A 23,075-nucleotide genomic window follows, 5' to 3' on the forward strand; every position below is an offset into this window, starting at 1 on the left:
ATGAGAAACATCGTTTCGTAAGAGTATCTCCAGCCGAAGGCTAATCCCTTTATTTAAACCCTAGATGTAAGACTCCGTCGAATAGACTTAAAAAGCATTTTAAAAATGCGTAATTACTTTTACGTGCGTAATATCAGTAATTTAAGAAAGTACTGAAGGATTCCTAAAAGAAAAAACAGTGATCTGTATCATCAGTTTAGATGTTTATTTGATGAATTTAAAAGATTGAAAAATATAATAAATCTATTAGAATCAATAGATATGCATACCAATAGTTAAAAACTGAGCAGTATTATAAATGTCGACCCAAAAAGAACTCGAACTCGAAAACCAATTTATAGCGCATTTAACAACTTTAGGGTACGAACGTGTTCAGTACAGAAACGAAACAGCTTTACTCCTAAACTTAAAAAATCAAATAGAGAAATTTAACGCACTGACTGCGCCACTTACACATGAGCAATGGGAACAGGTGTGGAATTACCTGAGCAGTGAACATACGATTTTTGGCAAAGCCAAACTTTTACGTGGTTCATATCAGCTTAAACATGATGACGGTACGACCCAAACACTGCGCTTTTTAAGTGATGATGCAGCAAAAAATATTTTTCAAGTGACCAACCAAGTGACGGTTCATTACGGGGAGAGCGGTACAGAAACCAGCCGTTTTGATGTCACGCTATTGATCAACGGCTTTCCCTTAGTACAAGTTGAACTCAAACGCAGTGGCGTAGAAATCGCACAAGCGTTTCACCAAGTGCATAACTACAGTAAAGACGCCTATACATCTGGACAAGGTCTGTTTGGATACATCCAGCTCTTTGTCATTAGCAACAGCGTAAATTGCTTATATTATTCACACGGTACGCCACTGTTTGATTTTACATTTCCGTGGGCAGATGAAAGCAACAAAGCTATTAATGACTTGAGTAAATTTACCGAAGCATTTTTAAACGCACCACATATTACGAAAATGATCAGTAAATACATCGTTCAGCATCAAACCAATGAATGCTTAATGGTGCTGCGACCTTATCAAGTCTATGCAGTTGAAAACATGATTCAGCATGTGAAAACCTCAACCGATCATGCCTATATTTGGCATACAACAGGTTCAGGTAAAACACTCACGGCATTTAAAGCCAGTGAAATCATGCGTCAGTTGCCAGAAATAGAAAAAGTTATCTTTGTCGTGGACCGAAAAGACCTAGATAATCAAACCACTAAAGAGTTCAATGCCTTTGTTCCCGACTGCGTAGACCAAACGACCAACACCAAAACATTGGTCGAACAGCTCATCGGTAAACGGCTGAACTCACGAAAAAATGAAAGCAATATACTCACAGATAAATTGGTCGTGACGACCATTCAAAAGCTGAATAACGCAATTACACTCCCTAAATTCAGAGAATTGATCGCTGATTTGGCAGATAAAAAAGTCGTATTTATTTTTGATGAATGCCACCGCAGTCAATTTGGTGATACTCACCAAAATATCAAACGCTTCTTTAAACAGGCGCAAATGTTCGGTTTTACAGGCACGCCTATTTTTCCTGTGAACTGTCAAAGCATTGGTGGGGTGAAATACACCACAGAATTTCTATTTCCTAAACGGCTGCATAAATATGTGATTGTCGATGCGATAGCAGATAAAAATGTTTTACCTTTTCAAATTGATTATGTGGGGCAATTTACCGCTCATCAGGTGAATGCTGGTGATGAAAAAATACAAGGTATCGATACTAAAGAACTGTATGACAACCCTGAGCGCTTAGAAAAAATTGTACGTTATATTTTAAAAAATCATGACAAAAAAACGGCAAAACGCGAATTTTGTTCAATGTTTTGTGTCAGCTCAGTAGATGTCCTACTTCAATATTATGAAATATTTACCAGAGTCCAAGCAGAGTTGGTTGCAGAAGCGGACAAGAAGGAAGAAATTTATACCCCTTTAGTGATTGGTACGATTTTTTCTTTTGGAGCGCAGGACACGACAAACGATGCCAATGACTCCACAACAGGTACGATTTCTGAAGAAGAACTAGAACAGCCGAGTCAAGTTGATATGGGGCGTAAAGCGCAACTTGAACGGATCATTGCAGAATTCAATACGCGCCATCTGACTAGCTATAACTGTGACGAAGGATTTTATGAATATTATAAAAATCTAGGTGATCGCGTTAAGTACTTCAAAGTTCCTAAACCACCTAAAGAAGTTGGGGAGTTGAAAGGTCCGCCAATTGATTTGCTGTTGGTGGTGAATATGTTCCTGACAGGTTTTGACTCATTGCCACTTAATACGATTTATGTCGACAAGAACTTAAAATATCACGGTTTAATTCAGGCTTTTTCGCGTACAAACCGTATTTATAAGCCAACAAAAGCTTTTGGCAATGTCGTGTGTTTTAGAAATTTAAAGCAGGCAACAGATAAAGCTCTTTCTACTTTTGCAGACGACCAAAATTTTGAGCAAGTGATTGTGCCACCGTTGGATCAACAATTAGCAGAATTTAATAAGTGTGTTAGTGAATTAAGAAAAATAACACCTGAGTGTCAGTCAGTAGATGATCTAAAACTCGAAAGTCAGCAGTTGCAGTTTATTCAAGCTTTTCGTGATGTGATTCGTCTACATTCACAACTGAAAATGTATACAGACTTTGATGTTGATAAAGCAGTTATAGTGCCGCAAGAACTTGAAGACTATAAATCTAAATATAAAGATTTGTATGACAGAATAAATAAAGGTACAGCAGTTGAAAAAAATTCAGTGCTACGTGACGTGAATTTTGCTTTAGATTTTATTATTAGTGATTATGTAAATCAGGATTATATTTATACATTATTAAATATGATTGCTGCTGCGCCACCATCCTCGATTCAAAGGGCTAAACAGCAGCAACAACTCCAATCTTTACTCAGTAATGACCGAAAAATGTATAAAAAAATGGATTTGATTCAGAAGTTTATTGATGAACAAATGCCACGAATGCTGAATGGTCAAAGTGTTCAAGATGCATTTAAGCAGTTTTGGGATGCAGAAAAACAGCAAGCCTACGATGTTTTTTGTAAAGATGAAAATCTTGTGATGGATGAGTTTAAAAAAGTGGTTAAACGATTTGATTTTACTGAACGTTTTCCGCACGCACATGAAATTCGTCCATTGCCAAAAAACAAGCCTTCAGCACTGGTGAGTAAAGTCTATTTTGAGGGATTGCATCAGAAAACCAATGCGATTTTAGAAAAATATGATTTACGGATTTAAACGTTAAGCTAAGTTATGAAAAATATTTACTTAAAAGGAGGATTCTTTTTTTATGGAATTTAAGAACCTTATCCTGTTTATTCAATAATTGTATGATTAAATTTCTTAGAATAAATATGATTTAAAAACAAATCACAAAGTGAGGCGAAAATTAAATTTCGCGCCAAACTTCATTCTTATCTTTCAATGAAATCACAAAGTTAAATTTGTCATCATTACTTACCAAAAGGCCTTCTGGCGTTTGCATAATCACTTTTAGAACGGTACCAGTTTCAAAAACCAAAGGACTGCAATTTTCTTTATTTAATGTAATTGGTTTGAGTAATTCAACAATTGCACTTTCCATTTTACTTCCCCAAGCATAGGTTGTTAATTGAACTTAGCATATTATTGGTGAAGAAACATGTTTTGTAAATGACGTGAGCTACATCGCAGAAAATATTTTAGAGAATTCCATAACTTAAGTTTAAATAATGGTTAAATAAATTATGGTTTTTAATCTATTGATATCAAAGAAAATTTATAAAATTACAAATTTTTTAAGTGTATCTGTATGCTTAAGATGCGTTTTTTGTTCCACAAACAATGACCAAATCATCAATATGACTTGATCAATAAAGGAATTTAAGGCAATTTTCAGTTTTCATGCTTAAGCTAACAGAATGATGTGTCGTCTTGTATTTGATTGTTAAATTTCAGATTAAACAGCGTTAAATATTCAATCTGAACAAGAAAATTAATGAAATAAAACTTATCATCAGCAACTCAAACTAAAAACAAAGATTCAGGGAAATGTAGGACTAATGTTTAAATCTTTTTTTCCAAATCCAAAATGGTTTTTTGGATCATTCCTTATATGGTTCATAATTAATATCGCCTTATGGTATAGCGGTGGTCATAGTTGGGGGACGATGTTCGGTTTACCTGCAAATTATCATCTTGCAGAGTTGCCAATTGCTGTCAGCCGATTTTGGAGTCCCAAATTTTTATGGTTCTATGTTTGGTTTTTTGTAGCAACGGCGCTTTTTGCAGCCTTTTGGAAGATCAAATCAGATAATCCTTGGCAGCGATGGTCAGTGTGGGGAACCGCACTTATTCTATTTAATGTTTGGTTTAGTGTGGAATGTAATGTCGTGATCAATGCTTGGTATAACCCATTCTATGACCTGATCCAGAAAATGCTTTCAGGTGGTGGGGGCGAAGTGACGATGCTATATTCTGAGATACTGACTTTTCTCTATGTGGCCATGGTGTATGTCACACTGGCTGTATTGAACCTGTTTTTCGTCAGTCATTATGTTTTTCGTTGGCGTACTGCAATGAATGACTTTTATACTGCGCATTGGGAAAAACTGAGAACCATCGAAGGTGCCTCACAGCGTATTCAAGAAGACACGATGCGCTTTGCAAAAACCACAGAAGGACTTGGGGTTAGCTTAGTTGAATCGGTGATGACCTTAATTGCATTTCTACCTGTGCTGCTAACTTTATCAACACATGTAAAGAAATTACCTGTCGTGGGGGAAATCGCCTATGCATTGGTTTGGGCGGCAGTCCTTTGGGCAGTATTAGGGACGGTTATTTTAATGCTGGTGGGTTATAAACTACCGGGTTTGGAGTTTAATAATCAAAAAGTCGAAGCGGCATATCGTAAAGAGTTAGTTTATGGTGAAGATCATGCAGATCGAGCAGACCCTTTCACATTAAAAGAATTATTTACTAAAGTTCGTTTTAATTATTTTAGACTGTATTTCCACTACGCTTATTTCAATCTGGTTCGTATTTGGTACATGCAACTGGATAATATTTATGGATATTTTATTTTGTTTCCAAGTATTGCTGCGGGAACAATTACGCTCGGTATATTAATGCAAATTTTAAATGTCTTTGGGCGTGTACGTGATTCTTTCCAATACCTGATTTCCTCGTGGACAACCATTATTGAACTGATTTCTATTTACAAACGTTTAAAAGTATTTGAAGAAAAAATTAACAATTGAGTTTATAAATTTAAAAAAAACCTGTAATAAAATGCAGGTTTTTTTATGACTTTAATTTTAAGTTAATATATTTCAATAAAATCAATAGATTAATATTTTTAGATGAGCTGTTTTTTTACTCGATTCCATATTGTCGCTCGAATCATGGATAGGCCCAGCTTTATATTATTATTAATAATAGAGGCTTGTTCTGATGGCAGATTTGATAAGCACATAGCGATACATAAATGCTTGCGAAATAACCTAAAAGGGAACGATGATGACCGTTCACCAAGGATAAACAAATACACTTAAATAAAATGTGAAATTCATCAAATTAAAATTAACAACATATGCACACATCTCAAACGTGTACGATTTTAGTGATTAAATTTATAAAAATAATAAATAAAATCAAGATTATAAAATTGTGAAAGGCACTAAATTACGCTATTTTTTAAGGGTGAATTTTTTGAGATTTTTGCTGTGAATTTAAAGGCAATTTTATGGGTGGGGAGTATTGGATTTGCATTACATGGTTGTACAACCATGCAGAGTTTAAACCCAAATTCATTTAATCATTATGCATCACCACAAGAAGTGATTAATCAAAAAGGGCTAAATAGCTCAAATGGGAAGGCGAAAGAATACGTCTATGATTGGGGGCCACAAAAGAAAAATATGGAAGCAGAATCAGTTATACCCAAGCAAAATATGAGCAGTTACTGCCAAGCCAAAAATGGCAAATTTATTCAACTGAATAAAAGCAATTTGAACCAAGTCAAAAATGCATGGAGTCGTAAATTATTAGCGACCTATAGCAGTATAAAACAGGGCACAGGCGTATTTCAGTGTAGTCAGGCAGATGGACAACGCTGGATGGTTGCAATTGAACCCGTTTCAGAGCGTAAATCAAATGACCGTTCTGAAACCCGCTTAGTGAGTTTGTATACAGCAATCATCGGACCCGAAGAACGTCGCAAAAATTATAATAAACAAGAAGACGCTGTAGCTAAAAAAGCAGCATCAAGCAAAGCCAAAGCAACGACAACAAAAAGCAATACAAAAGATGAAGCAAAAAAAGAAGTAGAGACTAAAAAAGAAACCAAAGCCAAAGAGCCTGAAAACAAACCTATAGTGAAACCAGTTGCAGAAACATCGCAACAGATACAAATGCGCTTATATGTCAATGCACGACGTGACTTAAATGCAGGAAAAAACCAAGTCACCGCTTGTAATAATGCACAGCGCGCTTATAGCTATGGCAAATTAAATGGTGCAAATGCCAATAGAGCCTATGCTGAATCAGGTATGCTCGTTGCAAAATGCTTAACGTCAGTGCCTGCATATAGCAAAAGTTATCCAAACGCCAATGCAAGAGCAAAAGGCATCCTACAAAACTTAGCGACCAACTATAACCACGCAGGGGCAAAAAATATGTTGAATCGTATGAAATAAACTTCAACAGGATAAAAGCCATTTGGGGAAATAAGCTTTTATCCTGATCCAATGATGTACTCAGATAAAATTTTAAAAAATAATAAGGAAAAACCATGAGTTCAGTAAATGAAACTTATTTTAATGCACCATTATTTGACCGAGAATTAACAGAGATTACAGTCAATATCGAGCAAACACCCTTCTTTTTGAATGATCGTGGGCATCCAACATATTTAGCATCACTTGGGGCAGGAATTCATTTAATTACCGAGTCAGCCACCAATGCGAAAATGACGATGGGAAATCCCTACGATGTACCTTCCGAAATTTCGACTAAAATTACCAATTGGGGGGAGCAAACGGAGCTTGAATTTGAAGGGCAACACTTCGAGTTTATGCCATTGGTGGCAAGCAAAGAAACCGCGGCAGCTTTTGGTATCACCTTAGTTCAAGCAGGTGAAGCGATTCAGATTCATTCAAATCAAAAACGACTGTCAGAGATTCATTATGAATACGGCATGATGGCAGGGCATTATTTGCCTTATGAAAATGCAACATCAAAATTAAATGGCTGTAAAACTTTAACGCCATTTGTCATTACTGATTTAGAACATCATGACTTTCCGCATATTTTTTGCTCGACCGATCAAGATCAACTGCCTCTGGTCATCTCAGTAGGGCGCTATTTTCCAAATCTAGGCAAGATTTACTTGGCAGATTTATGGGTCAATCCCGGAGATGCTTTATACATTCCTGCGAAACCCAAATATTCGAATCCTGAGTTTATTGACCTACATAATAACCGTAATGCAGCACTTGCCTGTTGGCGAGGGGATAGCAATAAATCGACATTGACCACCCATAGTTTGCTCGATACCCATGGACATTTTTATTGGTATTGGAATAGAAGGCCAACGATTCATCCTCTCATCTATGCACCGACTAGCAAAAATGAATAGTTGAGTTACACAGACCAAACAGCAAATACAGCACTTCATGATACAAAGGTGACTTAAGTTTTGGGAGTTTGGTCTATGGCTTACGGTTTATCTAAAAAAATACATCTACGTTTTTCCCGACCAGCAGGTTTGGCTTTATTGACGCTCATGATGCTCGGGACGACTCAGGTGAGTTTGGCGAGTCCGACGGTCGATCAGCTCAGTCAATGTTTAGTGAAATCGACCACTGCGGCGGATAAAACAGCAGTTTTACAATGGACTTTTTCAGCATTGGCAGCGCATCCAGATTTAAAACAATACAGTAATGTCAGTGATGCGCAAAAAACGCAACTCGATAAAAATCTGGCTCAAGTGATGCAGCGAATCTTGGTTGAGCAATGTTCTACGCAAACGCAGGCTGTAATTAAAGCCGACGGTCTACAGGCTGTAGGCGAAAGTTTTCAAGAGCTTGGTAGTATCACTGGGGATGAAATATTAAAGACGCCTGAAATTAAACAACAATTACAAGGCGTACTGCGTTATGTCGATTTGAATAAATTGGTGACCAAATTTTTAACCCCAGAAATTTGGAATAAGTTAGGTGTAGTTCGTTAATTTTATTTTGAGTAAATAAAAAAATGCTCCTTTTATACAAGGAGCATTTTTTATGGATTCACCCTAAATGGATGATGATCCAATGCGTTTTAGTTTCGTGACTCAAGCATTAAATGGTAATCGTCGCGCCTAATGCTTTAACAAATTGCGCCATCCACGCAGGGTGAGCAGGCCAAGCAGGAGCAGTAACTAAATGACCGTCGGTCACTGCATCCGTGACTGCAATATCGGCATACTGTCCGCCTGCCAATTTGACTTCAGCGGCACAAGCCGGGTAAGCGGAACAGGTGCGGCCTTTAAGTACATCTGCTGCTGCAAGGATCTGTGCGCCATGACACACGGCTGCAATTGGTTTTTTCACACTGTCAAATTCACGTACGATTTCAATCACACGTGCATTCATACGTAAATATTCAGGTGCACGACCACCCGGAATCACTAAGCCGACATAGTTATCTGAGTTAACTGCATCAAAGTCATAGTTAATGGCAAAGTTATGACCGCGTTTTTCGCTATAAGTTTGTTCACCTTCAAAATCATGAATGGCTGTGGCAATGCTGTCGCCAGCTTTTTTGTCAGGACAAACGGCATGAACGGTATAACCAAGACCAACTAAAAATTGAAAAGGTACCATTGTTTCGTAGTCTTCAGCATAGTCGCCCACGAGCATAAGAATTTGTTTTGACATGATGTAACCCTCTGTTGAAATATGATTTATATCAATTTTTCATTTACCTTAGCATATTGGAATGACAGTTTTAAGCAGGCTGTAAATTCTTTAGTTGTATATTTTTATCTGGATTTATAAAAGTTATAGATGGTTATAGTTCAAATTATGATGAGTTTAGTAGGCTAGATGCTATCAATTATTAATGACTTTGGTGTTTTTCACATAGCTTTAAAAAGTTAAATATTTACCTCTCCCTTGTGCAGCAGTGCTGTTCATCTACTAAATAGAGAGGGGACTTCTATTACAGAATCCATAACGGTATTAAATTAGCAATGGAAGCACCTTCTCCCACTGGGAGAAGGCGGGGGGTAGAGGGAAACTTAAAAAATTAAATCAGATCAGGATAAAATTTCTCAAATCCCTCATTCACCGCTTCACCTCGCAGCAAATAGCCTTTCGGTTGGATATAACTATAAATTTCCCGTGCGGGTTGTTCATGCCAGCCAATGTTAAAAGCACAGAGTTTTGGGAAAAATTGCAAATGACTATAGTTCAGATGGTTATGAATCCAATAGGCGAGTTGTTGCCAATTGCTTTGGTCTTTTTCATAAAGTTCTAGAAATGATGGAATGACAATACACGCCGTTGCACCGTAGCCTTTTGCATCTGGATAGTCCCAAATATGGCTTGCAAAGTTTTTCTTGTTACTTGCGCAATTATGTCCTTTTTCATTGCCGAGTTGGTTCACGCTTGGTGAACGGTATGCAGAACGAATGGCAATACATCCAAACTTTTCTTGCAGTGGTTCAAGTAGTTCTTCGCAGAGTTTCGAGCCCGTACGAATGGCAATATCAGGATGGTCAGGGACGTTGGGTACACCGTACCAATTGGCGATTTCACTATAGAGAAAGTCACGCATAAAGAAAGACTTTGAAAGTTGAATACGTCCTAAGTATTCAAGTTTGGCGATGGATGATACTTTTTATTCGTTTTTTAAACTCATAATCCTATGTTAATTTCATATTATTTATAAAAAAATGAGTTGATAGATAAATGTCAATATATATACAACGCGATACAAGTTTTACTGAAAGTGAAAGATTGGTTAATGATTTGGGGGCTAAATCTTTCCTAAAGTTTTGGACATGGCCAAACTTATTTAGGGATCAAGAAGGTGGTAAAGAGATTTGTGATCTTATTGTTGTCTTTGGCAATGATATTTTACTAATTAGCGATAAAGAAATTGAGTTTAAGAGTGAAAAGGGAGAACTTGTAGGGTGGAAAAGATGGTACAGAGATGCCATAACAAAATCATTTAAGCAGACCAAAGGTGCTGAAAGATGGATTAGGTCATATGCAGACAGACTTTTTGTTGATAAGAAATGCACAACAAAATTTCCAATCAATATTGATCTCAGCAATGCCAAATTTCATCATATTTTAGTTACACATGGTTTAGAAAATATACTAGAAGAAAAATTGGGTTATGGAAGCTTAAGGTTTAATAATGATATTAATTTGGGTGACACTGAACCTTATAGGATAGGGGAAATTAATAACGAACCTTTTGTTCATGTTTTTACAGAAAAAACTTTAAAGGACTGTTTGGAGCATTTTGATACTGCAAATGACTTTATAGAATACTTAAAACTAAGAGAGAACTTTTTTCTTACAGACAAAGATGTCAGTGTAAATGCTGAAGGTGATCTAATAACTTTATGGTACGAAAGTTATGATGAAACTACAGAAGAAAGAAATATTTTTTCACATTCAGAAATGAGGAAGGATTCGATCAATTTAAAATATCCTACTTTTGATAAGTTCATTGATAGACAAGATTTTAAGTTAAGAAAAAAACTAGACGAAAACAGTTATTTTTGGGATACCTTAATTGAGTCCTTTAGTTTTCATATTTTAAATGGGACTTCTGTTGCAAATAATAATTGGACAGAAATATATGAGATTGAAGAAAAAATTAGAAATATGGCTTTTGCTAATAGATTTCAAAGAAGAATTTTAGGCGATGCATTTGTTGAAATGTATTATAGTTTTAAAAATAAAAGGGGGACAAGACAACTTTTAGTAGATGGATTAGAACAAGCTTATTTATTTTTCTGTTTACCTATCTCAAAAGATTATGGCACGTTAGAAAAGTATCGTGAAGTTAGAAAAATGATGTTAGGTGACTATGCTGTAATTTATAAGTTGAGATATCCAAATATTTCTAGTTTAGTGATGATTGGTTATGCATCTGCAAGAGATGATTCGATTTTAGATACTAGTTTTTTTGAAGAGGGCAATGATTTCGGGTATATCGATTTTTCAAATTGGTCTGAGGAAGATAATCAACAGGCAAAATTAGTGCTAGAAGAATATGAAAGACATAATTTAGTAGGAAAAAATAAGATCACCGAAATGACGGCAGAAGAGTTTAAACCGACCTATAAGAAAACCCGCTCTTAAGCGGGTTTTCTTATAAAGAAAAATCAGATCAACCAATCAATTTTTTCATCAATTCATTCACTTGAGCAGGGTTGGCTTTACCTTTCGCTGCTTTCATTACTTGACCAACTAAACCGTTGAAAGCTTTCTCTTTACCAGATTTAAACTCTTCAACCATCTTTTCGTTGGCAGCAAGTACGTCTTTAATAATCGCTTCAATTGCGCCTGTATCAGTTTCCTGTTTCAAGCCTTTTTCTGCAATCACTTCGTCCGCAGTTTTGCCTTCTTCCCACATAAAGCCGAATACTTGCTTCGCAATCTTACCGTTAATCGTGTTGTCCACAATACGTGCAATCATGCCACCAAGTTTCTCTGCTGTTACAGGAGAGTCAGCTAGTTCTAAGCTCGCTTTGTTTAAAGCACCAGAGAATTCGCCCATCACCCAGTTCGCAGCCACTTTACCTTGCGCAGCGCCGCCAGCAGCTTTTACTACGTCTTCATAAAACTCTGACATTTCACGAGTAAGCGTAAGCACGTGAGCATCGTACTCAGTCACACCAAAGTCTGCTACAAAACGCGCACGACGTGCAGCAGGCAACTCAGGTAACGCAGCACGAGCTGCTTCAATTTGTGCATCTGCAATAATAACAGGCAACAAGTCAGGGTCTGGGAAGTAGCGGTAATCGTTCGCTTCTTCTTTCGAACGCATTGAACGTGTTTCCATCTTCACAGGGTCGAATAAACGCGTTTCTTGGTCAATCGTGCCATCCCATTCTAGGATTTCCATTTGACGTTCGATTTCAACGTTAATCGCTTGTTCAATGAAGCGGAATGAGTTGAGGTTTTTAAGCTCGCAACGTGTACCAAACGGTTGACCCGGACGGCGTAAAGACACGTTACAGTCCGCACGGAATGAACCTTCAGCCATGTTACCGTCAGAAATGCCTAACCAACGCACTAAAGTGTGGATCGCTTTAATGTAGGCAACCGCTTCTTCAACCGAACGCATATCAGGTTCAGATACGATTTCAAGTAAAGGTGTGCCTGCACGGTTTAAATCGATACCAGATTGACCTTCAAATTGGTCATGGATCGATTTACCTGCATCTTCCTCAAGGTGAGCACGGGTTACGCCAATGCGCTTAACCGTACCATCTTCAAGTTGAATGTCGATATGACCCAAGCCCACAATCGGGTTGTCCATTTGGCTGATTTGGTAGCCTTTTGGAGAGTCAGGGTAGAAATAGTTTTTACGTGCAAATACAGAAGCTTGGTCGATGTAAGCATCGATACCCAAACCAAAGCGAATCGCAAGATCAACTACTTCTTTGTTGAGTACTGGCAATACGCCCGGCATTGCCAAATCTACAAGGCTAGCTTGTGTATTTGGGTCTTGACCAAATGTGGTAGATGAACCTGAGAAAATTTTGGTATTGGTTGCAAGCTGAGTGTGAATCTCGATACCAATCACCACTTCCCAACCATCAATCAGGTTAGATTTTGGTTTCGCAGCGTTTTTAGCCATTATGCATTCTCCTCAGCAATTGCAGCGCGTTGTGTATGCCAATCGGTTGCTTGTTGGTACTGATGCACCACAGACAACAATTGAGATTCTGACCAGTAGTTACCAATCAACTGTAAGCCAACAGGCAAGTTGTCTTTGTCAAAACCAACAGGCGCGTTAATCGCAGGTAAGCCTGCCAAGTTCACTGCAATAGTGTAGATGTCGCCTAAGTACATTTCTACAGGAGATAAGTTTGCACCAATCTTATATGCCGTAGTCGGTGCAGCAGGAGCCGCAATCACGTCTACAGACTCAAATGCTTTTAAGAAATCTTGTTGAATTAAACGACGTACTTTTTGTGCTTTCACATAATAAGCATCGTAGTAACCCGCAGACAGCGCGTAAGTACCAATCAAGATACGTTGCTGCACTTCTTTACCAAAACCTTCTGAACGTGAACGTTTGTACAAGTCCATTAAGTCCACAGGATTTTCTGCACGGTACCCATAACGTACACCATCGAAACGAGATAAGTTAGACGATGCTTCAGCAGGTGCGATCAAGTAATACGTTGGTACGTAGCTTTCAGTCATGTTCAGGTCAATCTCAACCAAGATTGCGCCCATTTCTTCAAGCTTTTTCAACGATTCTTCAACACGTGCTTTCACGTCTGCATCTAAACCAGCAACATTAAAGTACTGTTTCGGAATACCGATGCGTAAGCCTTTTACAGAAGTACCGTTCAGGTTCGCCACGTAGTTATCGACGTCTTTTTCAACAGAAGTTGAATCTTTCGCATCATGACCTGCCATCACGTTCATGAGGTAAGCACAGTCTTCAGCCGAACGTGCCATTGGGCCGCCTTGGTCTAAAGATGATGCATACGCAATCATACCGAAACGAGAAACACGACCATACGTCGGTTTAAGACCAGTCAAACCGCAGAATGATGCAGGCTGACGGATTGAACCGCCTGTATCTGTACCTGTTGCGAAAGGCGCAAGATCAGCCGCTACTGCAGCCGCAGAACCGCCTGAAGAACCACCGGGAACATGGTTTAAGTTCCAAGGGTTCGCAGTCGCGCCGTAGAATGAGTTTTCACTTGTTGAACCCATGGCGAATTCATCCATGTTCACTTTACCTAAAGTGACAAGGCCCGCAGCTTTACCTTTCGCTACAACGGTCGCGTCGTAAGGAGAGATAAAATTGTCCAGCATTTTAGAACCAGCAGTGGTTTTAATGCCTTGGGTACAGAAAATATCTTTATGTGCAATTGGTACACCAGTCAACGCACTTGCATTGCCTGATTTAATTGCAGCATCAGCCGCATCTGCTTGCGCAAGTGCTTGTTCAGCTGTCACGGTCACGTATGACTTGACTTGAGCATCGATTTTTTCAATGCGTTTTAAATAGTGTTCAGTCAATTCGCGTGAAGAAAATTTAGCGCCAGCCAAACCTTCAGACAATTCACGAATTGATAAGCGATGTAAATCTGTCATGAGAAATATTTCTTTACGTTTAATTTGAAAAAATGTTGATCTGAATAAAAATTATTCAATCACACGCGGAACAAGGTACAAGCCATCCTGTACGGCAGGAGCAACTGCTTGATATGCTTCGCGATGATTGGTCTCAGATACCACGTCTTCACGTAAGGGCTGTGGATTGTCGAATGGACTTTTTAGTGGTTCAACACCGTCAGTATCGATGCCTTTCAGGGTTTCCATCATGCCTAAAATTTTATTTAAACTTTGAGCATAGTCAGCAGATTGCGCTTCATCTAGCGACAATCGAGCCAGATGGGCAATCGCTGAAACTGTTTGTGCATTTAGATCTGCAGAATGCTGTGCATCCGATGTAGACATAACATTACCTAATCAGTATTAAAAAAATTCAAAATATCGTGGCTTATAATAAGCGATTGACTTGTTCAAATCATCACATTTAGTTAAAGTTGCCACCTTGCGTCCATATAAAAGTTTAACTGAGAACGTCCCCGTGATTCTAAAACGACTAATTGGCTTGTTTTCGCCGGATCTTGCCATTGATTTAGGCACTGCAAATACACTTATTTATGCGCCAGGACGAGGCATTATATTAAATGAACCGACGGTGGTGGCAATTCGCCACAGTGGTTCACAAAAAATCGTTGCCGCAGTAGGTCTTGACGCGAAGCAAATGCTAGGTCGTACACCTGCAAATATTTCTGCGATTCGCCCAATGAAAGATGGTGTGATTGCAGATTTTGAAGTCACTGAAACGATGTTGAATCAATTCATTGGCAAAGTGCACGAAAAACGTTTGTTCCCACCTGCACCGCGTGTCGTGGTGTGTGTGCCATGTAAATCGACGTTGGTGGAACGCCGTGCAATCCGTGAAGCTGTATACAATGCAGGTGCACGTGAAGTTCGCTTAATTGAAGAGCCAATGGCTGCTGCAATTGGTGCAGGTATGCCTGTTGAGCAAGCCTGTGGTTCGATGGTTGTCGATGTTGGTGGTGGTACAACTGAAATCGCGATCATTTCACTTCAAGGTTGTGTCTATGCAGACTCACTACGTATCGGTGGTGATGTATTTGATGAACAAATCATTAACTACGTGCGTAAAGCACATGGTTGTGTGATTGGTGAAACCACTGCAGAAAACATCAAAAAAGAAGTTGGTATGGCGCTTCCAGAAGAAGGTGCAAAACCTTTGGAAATCGAAGTCCGTGGTCGTAACTTGGCTGAAGGTGTACCTCGTGCGATTACCGTAACTTCTGATGAAGTGACTCAAGCGATTTCTGATCCACTGCAAAACATTGTGGCTGCGGTTAAATCTGCACTAGAGCAAACGCCACCAGAGTTGTCTTCAGACATCGCAGAACGCGGTATTGTGTTGACTGGTGGCGGTGCATTACTTCGCAATCTTGATAAGCTTCTTGCAAAAGAAACAGGTCTTCCTGTCGTGGTTGCAGAAGATCCACTATCATGTGTTACACGTGGTGGTGGTAAGGTTCTCGAATTCTTCGATAACCCAAATCATGACATGTTATTTGTAGGCTAAGAAAAGGACTCGGCGGGTGCAAACGCAACTGTTTTCAAGACAACCGCCATCTTTTCGCTCATTTATCATTGCGGTGATTACATGCTTGGTGGTGCTTTTCTTTGATTGGCGCATGCCGCATGTAATTCAACCGGCCAGAGACGTCTTGTATGCGGCATATAATCCAATTTATGCACTTGCAAGCTATCCAGTGTTATCGCGAGAATGGCTGAATCAACAAACCAAGTCTGAAGCTCAATTACGTCGTGAAAATACCGCGATGCAAGCAGAGTTAATTCAGGCTCAAGTCCGTTTACAGAAACTTTCTGAACTTTCTGCTGAAAATACTCGACTGCGTGGACTACTCGATACACCACTCATTATTGATGGTCGTATGGAGATTGCCGAAGTCATTGGTACCGATGCTGATCCCTTACGTCATATTATTGTGATTAACCGTGGAGCCAGCAGTCAGCTTAAAGTGGGACAAACTGTACTCGATGACAAGGGCATTATGGGGCAAATTATCAATGTTTACCCGCATAGTAGCCGTGTCATGTTGCTCTCAGACAAAGAGCACTCTTTATCCGTGCGTATGGAGCATACCGGTATGCGCGCAATCGTTACGGGTACAGGTGACTTAGGTCGACTTAAGATGGAATACGTGCCAACCAGTGCGAATATCAAAGTCGGTGAAAAAGTCTATAGCTCAGGTCTAGGGGCACATTTCCCAGCGGGTTATTTGGTGGGTACAGTGTCGAAAGTCAGTCGTCACAATAGCGGTGAATTTGCCCAAATTGATATCAATCCTGCTGCCCAATTGGCAGGTGGTCATCATGTGGTTGTGCTATTTTCCGATTCATTAGCGATGGAGCAACCGCATGTCACTCGCTAAGCTTAGTCGTCATACAGAGCGCGACCCATTATTTCCGATTATCTTTTCCATCATTTTTGCATCCGTGCTGATGGTGTATCCGCTTTCTTATGACCTATCGGGTTGGCGCCCATTATTCATGATGATGATCATGCTATTTTGGGTCCTCTGTCAGCCGACATGGTGCGGTGTTTGGTTTGCATTTGCCACAGGTCTATTTACCGACTTATTGACTGATGCGCCATTTGGCATGAACGCACTGAGTTTTGTGGTCATTGCATTTGTGACACGCTTTTTGACCCGTGAACGTCGTATTCTCACATTTGGTAATTTATGGATTATTGCTGCAATGGCAATTTTCGCGCATTTACTGTTTGTGTGGATTGTTCAAGTGATGGGTGGAGCACAGTTTTCATTTGCCCGCCATTGGCAGCCAATTGTTACTAGCTTACTCATTTGGCCAATCATGTATTACTTCTTGAGAAAATGGCGCATATAATTTTAGCTTCGAGTTCTCCTCGACGACGCGAACTAATGCAACAATTAGGTCTGGAATTTGAAATTTTCAGTCCAGATATTGATGAGTCCGTGTTGGAAGGAGAACCTGTAGCGGATTATGTAGAGCGTTTAGCACGTGCCAAAGCTTGCGCAGTACAACAACAATTCCCTGATGCTATCGTTATTGCCGCGGATACTAGTTTAGGCGTAGATGAGCACATTTTAGGAAAACCAGCGTCGAAAGCACATGCTTTTTCTATGTGGGAAATGATCTCTGGACGAAAACATGATGTGTTTTCAGGTGTTTGTGTCAGTACAAAAGATCAAATATACAGTATAGTAGTGCGTACACAGGTTGAATTTCAAACGCTGAGTCTAGCTGACATGGAAAGCTATTGGGCAACAGGTGAACCAATCGGCAAGGCGGGAGCCTATGCTATTCAAGGAATTGCTGCGCGCTATATTCCTTGTATTGAAGGGAGCTACAGCAATGTTGTTGGGCTGCCTTTGCATGAAACCGTACAGTTATTACAGATAGTTAAGGCATTAAATTAACTGCTGCAACACAAGAATTTTTATAATGTTTTGAGTTTTGATATGTCTGACGAGTTGTTGATTAACGTCACACCGATGGAATGTCGGGTGGCGTTGATTCAAAACGGTACGGTCAATGAATTATTTGTTGAGCGCACCGTGAAGCGTGGGTTAGTGGGCAATATTTATAAAGGGAAAGTTGTTCGCGTGCTTCCGGGTATGCAGGCTGCTTTTATTGATATTGGATTGTCGAGAACGGCTTTTTTACATATCAATGATATGGTCTGGCAGCGCAATCAACCGACCCCGAACGTTTTTGAGCTGTTACAACCGGGGCAAGTACTCACTGTACAAGTCATGAAAGATATGTTGGGTACCAAAGGTGCACGACTTTCTACTGATCTTTCTATTCCTTCCCGTTACCTCGTTTTAATGCCATATGGCAGTCATACCGGTGTTTCACAGCGCATTGAGTCTGAAGAAGAACGAGATCGCTTGCGTAGCATGATTGAACGCATTCAAAAGGAACACAACTTACCGGGTTCAGTCATTGTTCGTACAGCTGCCGAAGGTATTCCTGAATGTGAAATTGCGCAGGACATGGCCTATTTAGCAAAACTGTGGGAATACATACAACGTAAACAACGCAGTATTGTCGTACCATCTTTGATTTTTGAAGAGCTACCTTTACCGCAACGCGTCATCCGTGATTTGGCCAATGAAGATACGTCTAAAATTCAGGTCGACTCACGTGAAGTGCATGGCAAATTGCAAGAGTTTGTTCAAGAATTTGTACCGAGTATGCAAAATCGCTTACTGCATTATCCGGGTGAGCGTCCAATTTTTGACTTGTACAATGTCGAAGAGGATATTCAGAAAGCCTTACAGACACGTGTAGCACTTAAGTCTGGCGGCTACCTGATGATCGATCAAACTGAAGCGATGACCACGATTGATGTCAATACTGGCTCCTACGTCGGTGGTCGTTCGCTTGAAGACACTGTGTTTAAAACCAATATGGAAGCCACACAGGTCATTGCACGTCAGCTCCGACTACGTAACTTGGGCGGGATTATCATTATTGACTTCATTGATATGCAAGAAGCACATCATCGTGAAGAGGTGATGAGCCAGTTTGAGAAAATGCTTGAGCGCGATCATGCTAAAACCAAGATCACTCAAGTGTCTGAGCTGGGTTTGGTGGAAATGACTCGGAAACGCACCCGTGAATCTTTGGAGCATCTTCTTTGTGATTCTTGCCCAACCTGTCAGGGGCGTGGTTATGTGAAAACGGCTGAAACAGTTTGCTATGAAATTTTCCGTGAAATCTTGAGATATGCACGTGCTTATGAGTCACAAAGTGGTTTTACCGTGGTGGCACATCCGTCGGTGATTGACCGATTGTTAACTGCTGAAGCACCTGCGGTAGCTGATTTAGAGCACTTTATTAGCCGTGTGATCAAGTTCCAAGTGGAAAATTTATATACGCAAGAGCAATACGATATCATTCTGAGCTGAAATTGTAACAGAATATCGTTAAACACTTGTTACAACTGAGATTTTACTTTTGAACTGTTATTTTGAATACTAGACACATCAAATAGCCAAAGCCATTTTCCTGCATTGGACTTGAAAATGGCTTAGCAAAAAGAGGTGTACTATGGGTGTTAGTAAAACAGTAATGAAAAGTGGTCTTAAAACTGTTGTTGAAGCAAAAGCGATCCATTCAGGTTATATCGTGGATGAGCGTGGTAATGAGGTTCAAATTACAGCGTCTATGATTCGTTCTGCTTGTCATCAGTTACTTAAACAGTGCCGAGCAATTAAAGCTTAAATATTGAAATATAAATAATGTAATCCAGAGGGTTAAAGTGCTAACGCGCAATTCTAAAATATTTAATGCGCTAAAATTTTATAAATAATGGAAAATAAACTTAATTATCAGTTCGTATCTACAAGTCATAATTAAACAATAGCAACGGATTTGTTCACCTAAATTTTAGCTTATACACATAAATTGCTCCAAAAAATCAATCAAAGTTCAAATACTAAAAACCCGTCTAGATTGTTCAATTTAGACGGGTTTTTATCATTATGTATGGTTCAAGATGCTGATGAATTGATACCAAATCTAGAAACAGGCGGTTAGCTAACCGCCTGTAACTTTGGGGAATCTTGGTTCACAATAGTTTCAAATCGTTGAATTTCTTCTTCCAAATGCGTGAGTAAATTTTGCATTTTTGGCAGCGCATTACGACATGCGGTTAAACCCACTTCAAGCTTATCTAAATAGCTGGTCATGGTGATATTAAGCGCTTGACCATCCAAAACAATAGACGCTGGGTAGAGCGCTTCTAAACGTGCACCATTCCAATATAACGGCTCTTGTGGGCCGGGAACATTCGAAATGACCAAGTTAAAGGCCTGACGTTTTGGCATGAAGCCTGATGCAATATTTAAACCTGCTGCACTGTAGACAAAAGCACTGTAGTTTAAAATTTGATTCGAGTTCATCCGCTTAAAGCGCTCTTTGGCATTGAGCACACTACGACGCACAATCTTCAACCGTTCTAGCGGATCTTCTTTATGGGTTCCAAGATTGGCCAAAATCATGGTAATACGGTTTGACATATCTGAATCATCGGTACGAACTGATGCAGGCACCATGGCAATCAATGGCTTTTTAGGTAAAGCATTTTGTGTAATTAAATATTCACGTAATGCGCCTGAACAAATTGCGAGCACAATATCGTTAATTGTTACGCCGAGTGACTTGGCAATATGTGACAAACGTGAAAATTCAAAAGACTGAGCAGCGAAACGACGAGAAGAACTAACCCGTTGGTTTAATATTGAACTCGGCGCTTGGAAACTAGACACATAATCTGGGTTACGCCCCATATCTTTCATTACTGTTTGTGACAGTTCGTACAAAACTCGTGGAGTTGAGTCAAGTTGTCCCTTAATGGTCGATAACAGACCTTTCATACGACTGGATTTAGGCTGTTTCAGGCGTTTTGCACGAGGGCCTTCTACACACCATGGTGGCACAATTCTTTTAGCATCTGGGTCATGCGAAAGTGATTTTTCAACTAAACGCATACCTGCAATGCCATCGACCATCGCGTGGTGGATTTTGAAGTACATAGCAAAACGATTGCCTTCAATGCCTTCAATAATATGGCAAGTCCAAAGCGGTTTCGCACGGTCAATCAGCGCACTGTGTTCTTGAGAAATATAAGTCAAAAGTTCACGAATACGACCGGGATGCGGCAGTGCGATATGGCGGAAGTGATGATCTAAATCAAACTCTTCGTCTTCATCCCAAAAGAAGCCGTTGAGTTTATTGTTAAAAGGAGGAATAGGAATGGATTTTGAATTACGAATATCTGCGACTAAATCTTGAATAAAAGTATCTGGTGCATTGTCAGGGATCTGAAATAAAAATAGACCACCTACGTGCATCGGTTGTTGCCGTTTCTCTAAATTTAAGAATATGAAATCAATAGGATGTAATGGACGCATAGCGTTGATTGCCTCACTGCAATTTCTACAGCTGCTCATGTATGAGTAGCATTGTTAGAATTATTAAATTGTCTTTTGCAGTATAGCGTTTTTACGTTGAAATGATACGGAATTATGTGTATCGATGCGTTGAAAAAAACCACTGCTATGCAGTGGTTTTGTGATCTTTATTTTTTCATGTTGCCTGCGTGTAAGCCGCATTCTTTATGGGTTGCATCTTCCCACCACCAGCGACCTTCTCGTTCGTGTTGATTCGGTAAAACAGGTCGAGTACATGGTTCACAGCCAATCGAGATAAAGCCACGTTCGTGTAGTGGATTATATGGAATTTCCATTAGACGGATATAGTTCCAGACATCAGCGCTAGACCAGTTTGCCAAAGGATTATATTTAATCAATTGCTTGCCCGGACCTGAAAAACCGGGGTCTGCTTGTACCACAGGAATTTCATTACGTGTGCCTGGGCTTTGGTCTTTACGTTGACCTGTGATCCAGCCATCTAAAGTGGCTAGTTTTTTACGCAAAGGTTGTACTTTACGGATACCACAGCATTCTTTATGTTCATCTTGATAGAAGCTAAAAAAGCCCTTTTCTGTCACCAGTTTTTGTACCGCATCACTTTTTGGGAAACAGATTTCAATATCAATTTTATAATGTTTACGGACAGTATCTAAAAATTGGTAAGTTTCAGGGTGTAAGCGACCGGTATCTAAACTAAATACACGAAAAGGAATCCCTAAGTTCGATGCAAGATCAATCAGTACAACATCTTCTGCACCAGAAAAGGAAATCGCAACTTCACCTTGCTGGCTTAGCGCAAGTTTCATAATCTCAGAAGGTGATTTATCTGCATATTCAGATGCAAGTGCATCGACAAGGTCAATAGTAGGGATGGTAGTCATGAATGTCCTGGCTATAGGCTTGGAACGTTAAAACCTATATTAATTTATTTCAGAACTATTTTAATGGAAATGCTAAAACACACTTATCACTAAAAAATAGATACTTATGAAAAAAATAGATTTAAAAAAGAACAATGCATTTTTTTATTCTTCCGCTATGATATTGAAAAAATTTTTTTCACATAACAGAGGGTAGAGTGCATGGAAGTCGTTTGTTTAGATCTAGAAGGGGTTTTAGTACCTGAAATTTGGATTAATTTTGCGAAAAAAACAGGCATTAAAGAACTTGAAGCAACGACTCGTGACATTCCAGATTACGATGTGTTGATGACTCAGCGTTTAAATATCCTAAAACAACACGGTTTGGGTTTAAACGATATTCAAGACGTAATCGCAGATATGGGGCCATTTGAAGGTGCAAAAGAGTTTGTAGAGTGGGTGCGTACTCATTTTCAATTGATTATTCTTTCAGATACTTTCTATGAGTTTGCACATCCATTAATGCAGCAACTTGGTTGGCCAACGATTTTCTGCCACAAATTAGAAACTGATGAAAATGGTATGATCTCAGCTTATAAGCTTCGTCAACCTGATCAAAAGCGTAAAGCCGTTCAAGCATTGCATGGGTTAAACTTCCGGGTGATTGCAGCAGGTGATTCTTATAACGATACGACGATGCTTGGTGAAGCAGATGCGGGTTTCTTATTTGATGCGCCTGACAATGTGATTGCAGAATTTCCACAATTCCCACCAATTCATGGCTATGCTGCATTAAAAGAAGCGATTCGTAATGCTTCAGTTCGTGATATTCCAGCTTAATTCTGTATAGCTGGTTATAGAAAAGGGCGCTTATGCGCCCTTTCTTGTT

Annotated in this window: 21 protein-coding genes; 13 read left to right on the forward strand and 8 right to left on the reverse strand. The window is 39.4% G+C overall.

Translation table 11 applies throughout. The annotated features are described in order from the left end of the window. The first annotated feature begins 298 nt into the window (after positions 1-298). Entirely contained in the window at positions 299-3,262 is a 2,964-nt protein-coding gene (locus tag FTU79_RS12495; RefSeq protein ID WP_180050390.1) for a type I restriction endonuclease subunit R, read from the forward strand. Between the two features lie 151 nt (positions 3,263-3,413). Here FTU79_RS12495 and FTU79_RS12500 read toward each other — a convergent pair whose 3' ends face one another. After that, positions 3,414-3,608 (reverse strand): hypothetical protein, encoded by a 195-nt coding sequence (locus FTU79_RS12500; protein WP_180004283.1) that lies wholly within the window; start codon positions 3,606-3,608, stop codon positions 3,414-3,416. A gap of 457 nt (positions 3,609-4,065) precedes the next feature. Here FTU79_RS12500 and sbmA point away from each other — a divergent pair, with 457 nt between their 5' ends. The 4 genes from sbmA (at position 4,066) to FTU79_RS12520 (ending at position 8,234) form a co-directional block, all read left to right on the forward strand. Next, entirely contained in the window at positions 4,066-5,262 is a 1,197-nt protein-coding gene (gene sbmA / locus FTU79_RS12505) for a peptide antibiotic transporter SbmA (RefSeq protein ID WP_180050392.1), read from the forward strand. Positions 5,263-5,727: 465 nt separating this feature from the next. Continuing rightward, entirely contained in the window at positions 5,728-6,699 is a 972-nt protein-coding gene (locus FTU79_RS12510) for a hypothetical protein (RefSeq protein WP_180050397.1), read from the forward strand. Between the two features lie 95 nt (positions 6,700-6,794). Then, positions 6,795-7,640: a hypothetical protein gene (locus FTU79_RS12515; RefSeq protein WP_180050400.1), complete on the forward strand. Its 846-nt coding sequence runs from the start codon at positions 6,795-6,797 to the stop codon at positions 7,638-7,640. 147 nt (positions 7,641-7,787) lie between these two features. Continuing rightward, positions 7,788-8,234, forward strand: coding sequence for a hypothetical protein (locus FTU79_RS12520; RefSeq protein ID WP_227591924.1), 447 nt, complete (start codon positions 7,788-7,790; stop codon positions 8,232-8,234). Between the two features lie 109 nt (positions 8,235-8,343). Here FTU79_RS12520 and FTU79_RS12525 read toward each other — a convergent pair whose 3' ends face one another. Beyond that, positions 8,344-8,922, reverse strand: a complete 579-nt coding sequence (locus FTU79_RS12525; protein WP_180050406.1) for a DJ-1/PfpI family protein — start codon at positions 8,920-8,922, stop codon at positions 8,344-8,346. A gap of 370 nt (positions 8,923-9,292) precedes the next feature. Beyond that, the gene (locus FTU79_RS12530; protein WP_257224308.1) at positions 9,293-9,823 is read right to left on the reverse strand and encodes a hypothetical protein; all 531 of its coding nucleotides are present in this window, start codon (positions 9,821-9,823) and stop codon (positions 9,293-9,295) included. A gap of 134 nt (positions 9,824-9,957) precedes the next feature. Here FTU79_RS12530 and FTU79_RS12535 point away from each other — a divergent pair, with 134 nt between their 5' ends. Continuing rightward, positions 9,958-11,367, forward strand: a complete 1,410-nt coding sequence (locus tag FTU79_RS12535) for a hypothetical protein (RefSeq protein WP_180050410.1) — start codon at positions 9,958-9,960, stop codon at positions 11,365-11,367. A 28-nt stretch (positions 11,368-11,395) separates the two neighbouring features. Here the strand turns inward: FTU79_RS12535 and gatB are convergent, their stop codons facing one another. The 3 genes from gatB to gatC are packed head-to-tail and all read right to left on the reverse strand — an operon-like array spanning position 11,396 to position 14,715. Then, positions 11,396-12,871: an Asp-tRNA(Asn)/Glu-tRNA(Gln) amidotransferase subunit GatB gene (gatB, locus tag FTU79_RS12540; protein ID WP_180050413.1), complete on the reverse strand. Its 1,476-nt coding sequence runs from the start codon at positions 12,869-12,871 to the stop codon at positions 11,396-11,398. Further along, a complete protein-coding gene (gatA, locus tag FTU79_RS12545; RefSeq protein WP_168379039.1) occupies positions 12,871-14,349 on the reverse strand; it encodes an Asp-tRNA(Asn)/Glu-tRNA(Gln) amidotransferase subunit GatA in 1,479 nt (492 codons plus the stop codon). Before gatA ends, gatB begins: the two co-directional genes overlap by 1 nt. A gap of 51 nt (positions 14,350-14,400) precedes the next feature. Further along, a complete protein-coding gene (gene gatC, locus FTU79_RS12550) occupies positions 14,401-14,715 on the reverse strand; it encodes an Asp-tRNA(Asn)/Glu-tRNA(Gln) amidotransferase subunit GatC (RefSeq protein ID WP_078189985.1) in 315 nt (104 codons plus the stop codon). 133 nt (positions 14,716-14,848) lie between these two features. Here gatC and FTU79_RS12555 point away from each other — a divergent pair, with 133 nt between their 5' ends. The 6 genes from FTU79_RS12555 (at position 14,849) to FTU79_RS12580 (ending at position 19,614) form a co-directional block, all read left to right on the forward strand. Continuing rightward, positions 14,849-15,895, forward strand: coding sequence for a rod shape-determining protein (locus FTU79_RS12555; protein WP_086178633.1), 1,047 nt, complete (start codon positions 14,849-14,851; stop codon positions 15,893-15,895). Positions 15,896-15,911: 16 nt separating this feature from the next. Beyond that, the gene (gene mreC / locus FTU79_RS12560) at positions 15,912-16,769 is read left to right on the forward strand and encodes a rod shape-determining protein MreC (protein WP_078189984.1); all 858 of its coding nucleotides are present in this window, start codon (positions 15,912-15,914) and stop codon (positions 16,767-16,769) included. Beyond that, positions 16,756-17,247 carry a rod shape-determining protein MreD gene (mreD, locus tag FTU79_RS12565; RefSeq protein ID WP_180050416.1) on the forward strand — a complete coding sequence of 164 codons (492 nt, stop codon included), beginning with the start codon at positions 16,756-16,758 and terminating at the stop codon, positions 17,245-17,247. The genes mreC and mreD overlap by 14 nt, the downstream gene beginning before the upstream one ends. After that, on the forward strand, positions 17,235-17,801 hold the full coding sequence (locus FTU79_RS12570) for a Maf-like protein (protein ID WP_180050419.1): 567 nt from the start codon (positions 17,235-17,237) through the stop codon (positions 17,799-17,801). Before mreD ends, FTU79_RS12570 begins: the two co-directional genes overlap by 13 nt. A 42-nt stretch (positions 17,802-17,843) precedes the next feature. Further along, entirely contained in the window at positions 17,844-19,298 is a 1,455-nt protein-coding gene (rng, locus tag FTU79_RS12575; protein WP_078189981.1) for a ribonuclease G, read from the forward strand. Between the two features lie 142 nt (positions 19,299-19,440). Beyond that, on the forward strand, positions 19,441-19,614 hold the full coding sequence (locus FTU79_RS12580; protein WP_168379036.1) for a PA1571 family protein: 174 nt from the start codon (positions 19,441-19,443) through the stop codon (positions 19,612-19,614). Positions 19,615-19,925: 311 nt separating this feature from the next. Here FTU79_RS12580 and FTU79_RS12585 read toward each other — a convergent pair whose 3' ends face one another. Beyond that, complete coding sequence (locus FTU79_RS12585; RefSeq protein WP_168379035.1) at positions 19,926-21,305, reverse strand: wax ester/triacylglycerol synthase family O-acyltransferase; 1,380 nt, start codon at positions 21,303-21,305, stop codon at positions 19,926-19,928. Between the two features lie 167 nt (positions 21,306-21,472). Then, on the reverse strand, positions 21,473-22,207 hold the full coding sequence (locus FTU79_RS12590; protein WP_180026497.1) for a phosphoadenylyl-sulfate reductase: 735 nt from the start codon (positions 22,205-22,207) through the stop codon (positions 21,473-21,475). 201 nt (positions 22,208-22,408) lie between these two features. Between FTU79_RS12590 and thrH the strand changes: the two genes are divergently transcribed. Continuing rightward, complete coding sequence (thrH, locus tag FTU79_RS12595; RefSeq protein ID WP_078189978.1) at positions 22,409-23,026, forward strand: bifunctional phosphoserine phosphatase/homoserine phosphotransferase ThrH; 618 nt, start codon at positions 22,409-22,411, stop codon at positions 23,024-23,026. Positions 23,027-23,075: the final 49 nt, after the last annotated feature.

It is taken from the genome of Acinetobacter sp. YH12144 (genome assembly GCF_013418345.1).
Classification (GTDB): Bacteria; Pseudomonadota; Gammaproteobacteria; order Pseudomonadales; family Moraxellaceae; genus Acinetobacter; species Acinetobacter amyesii.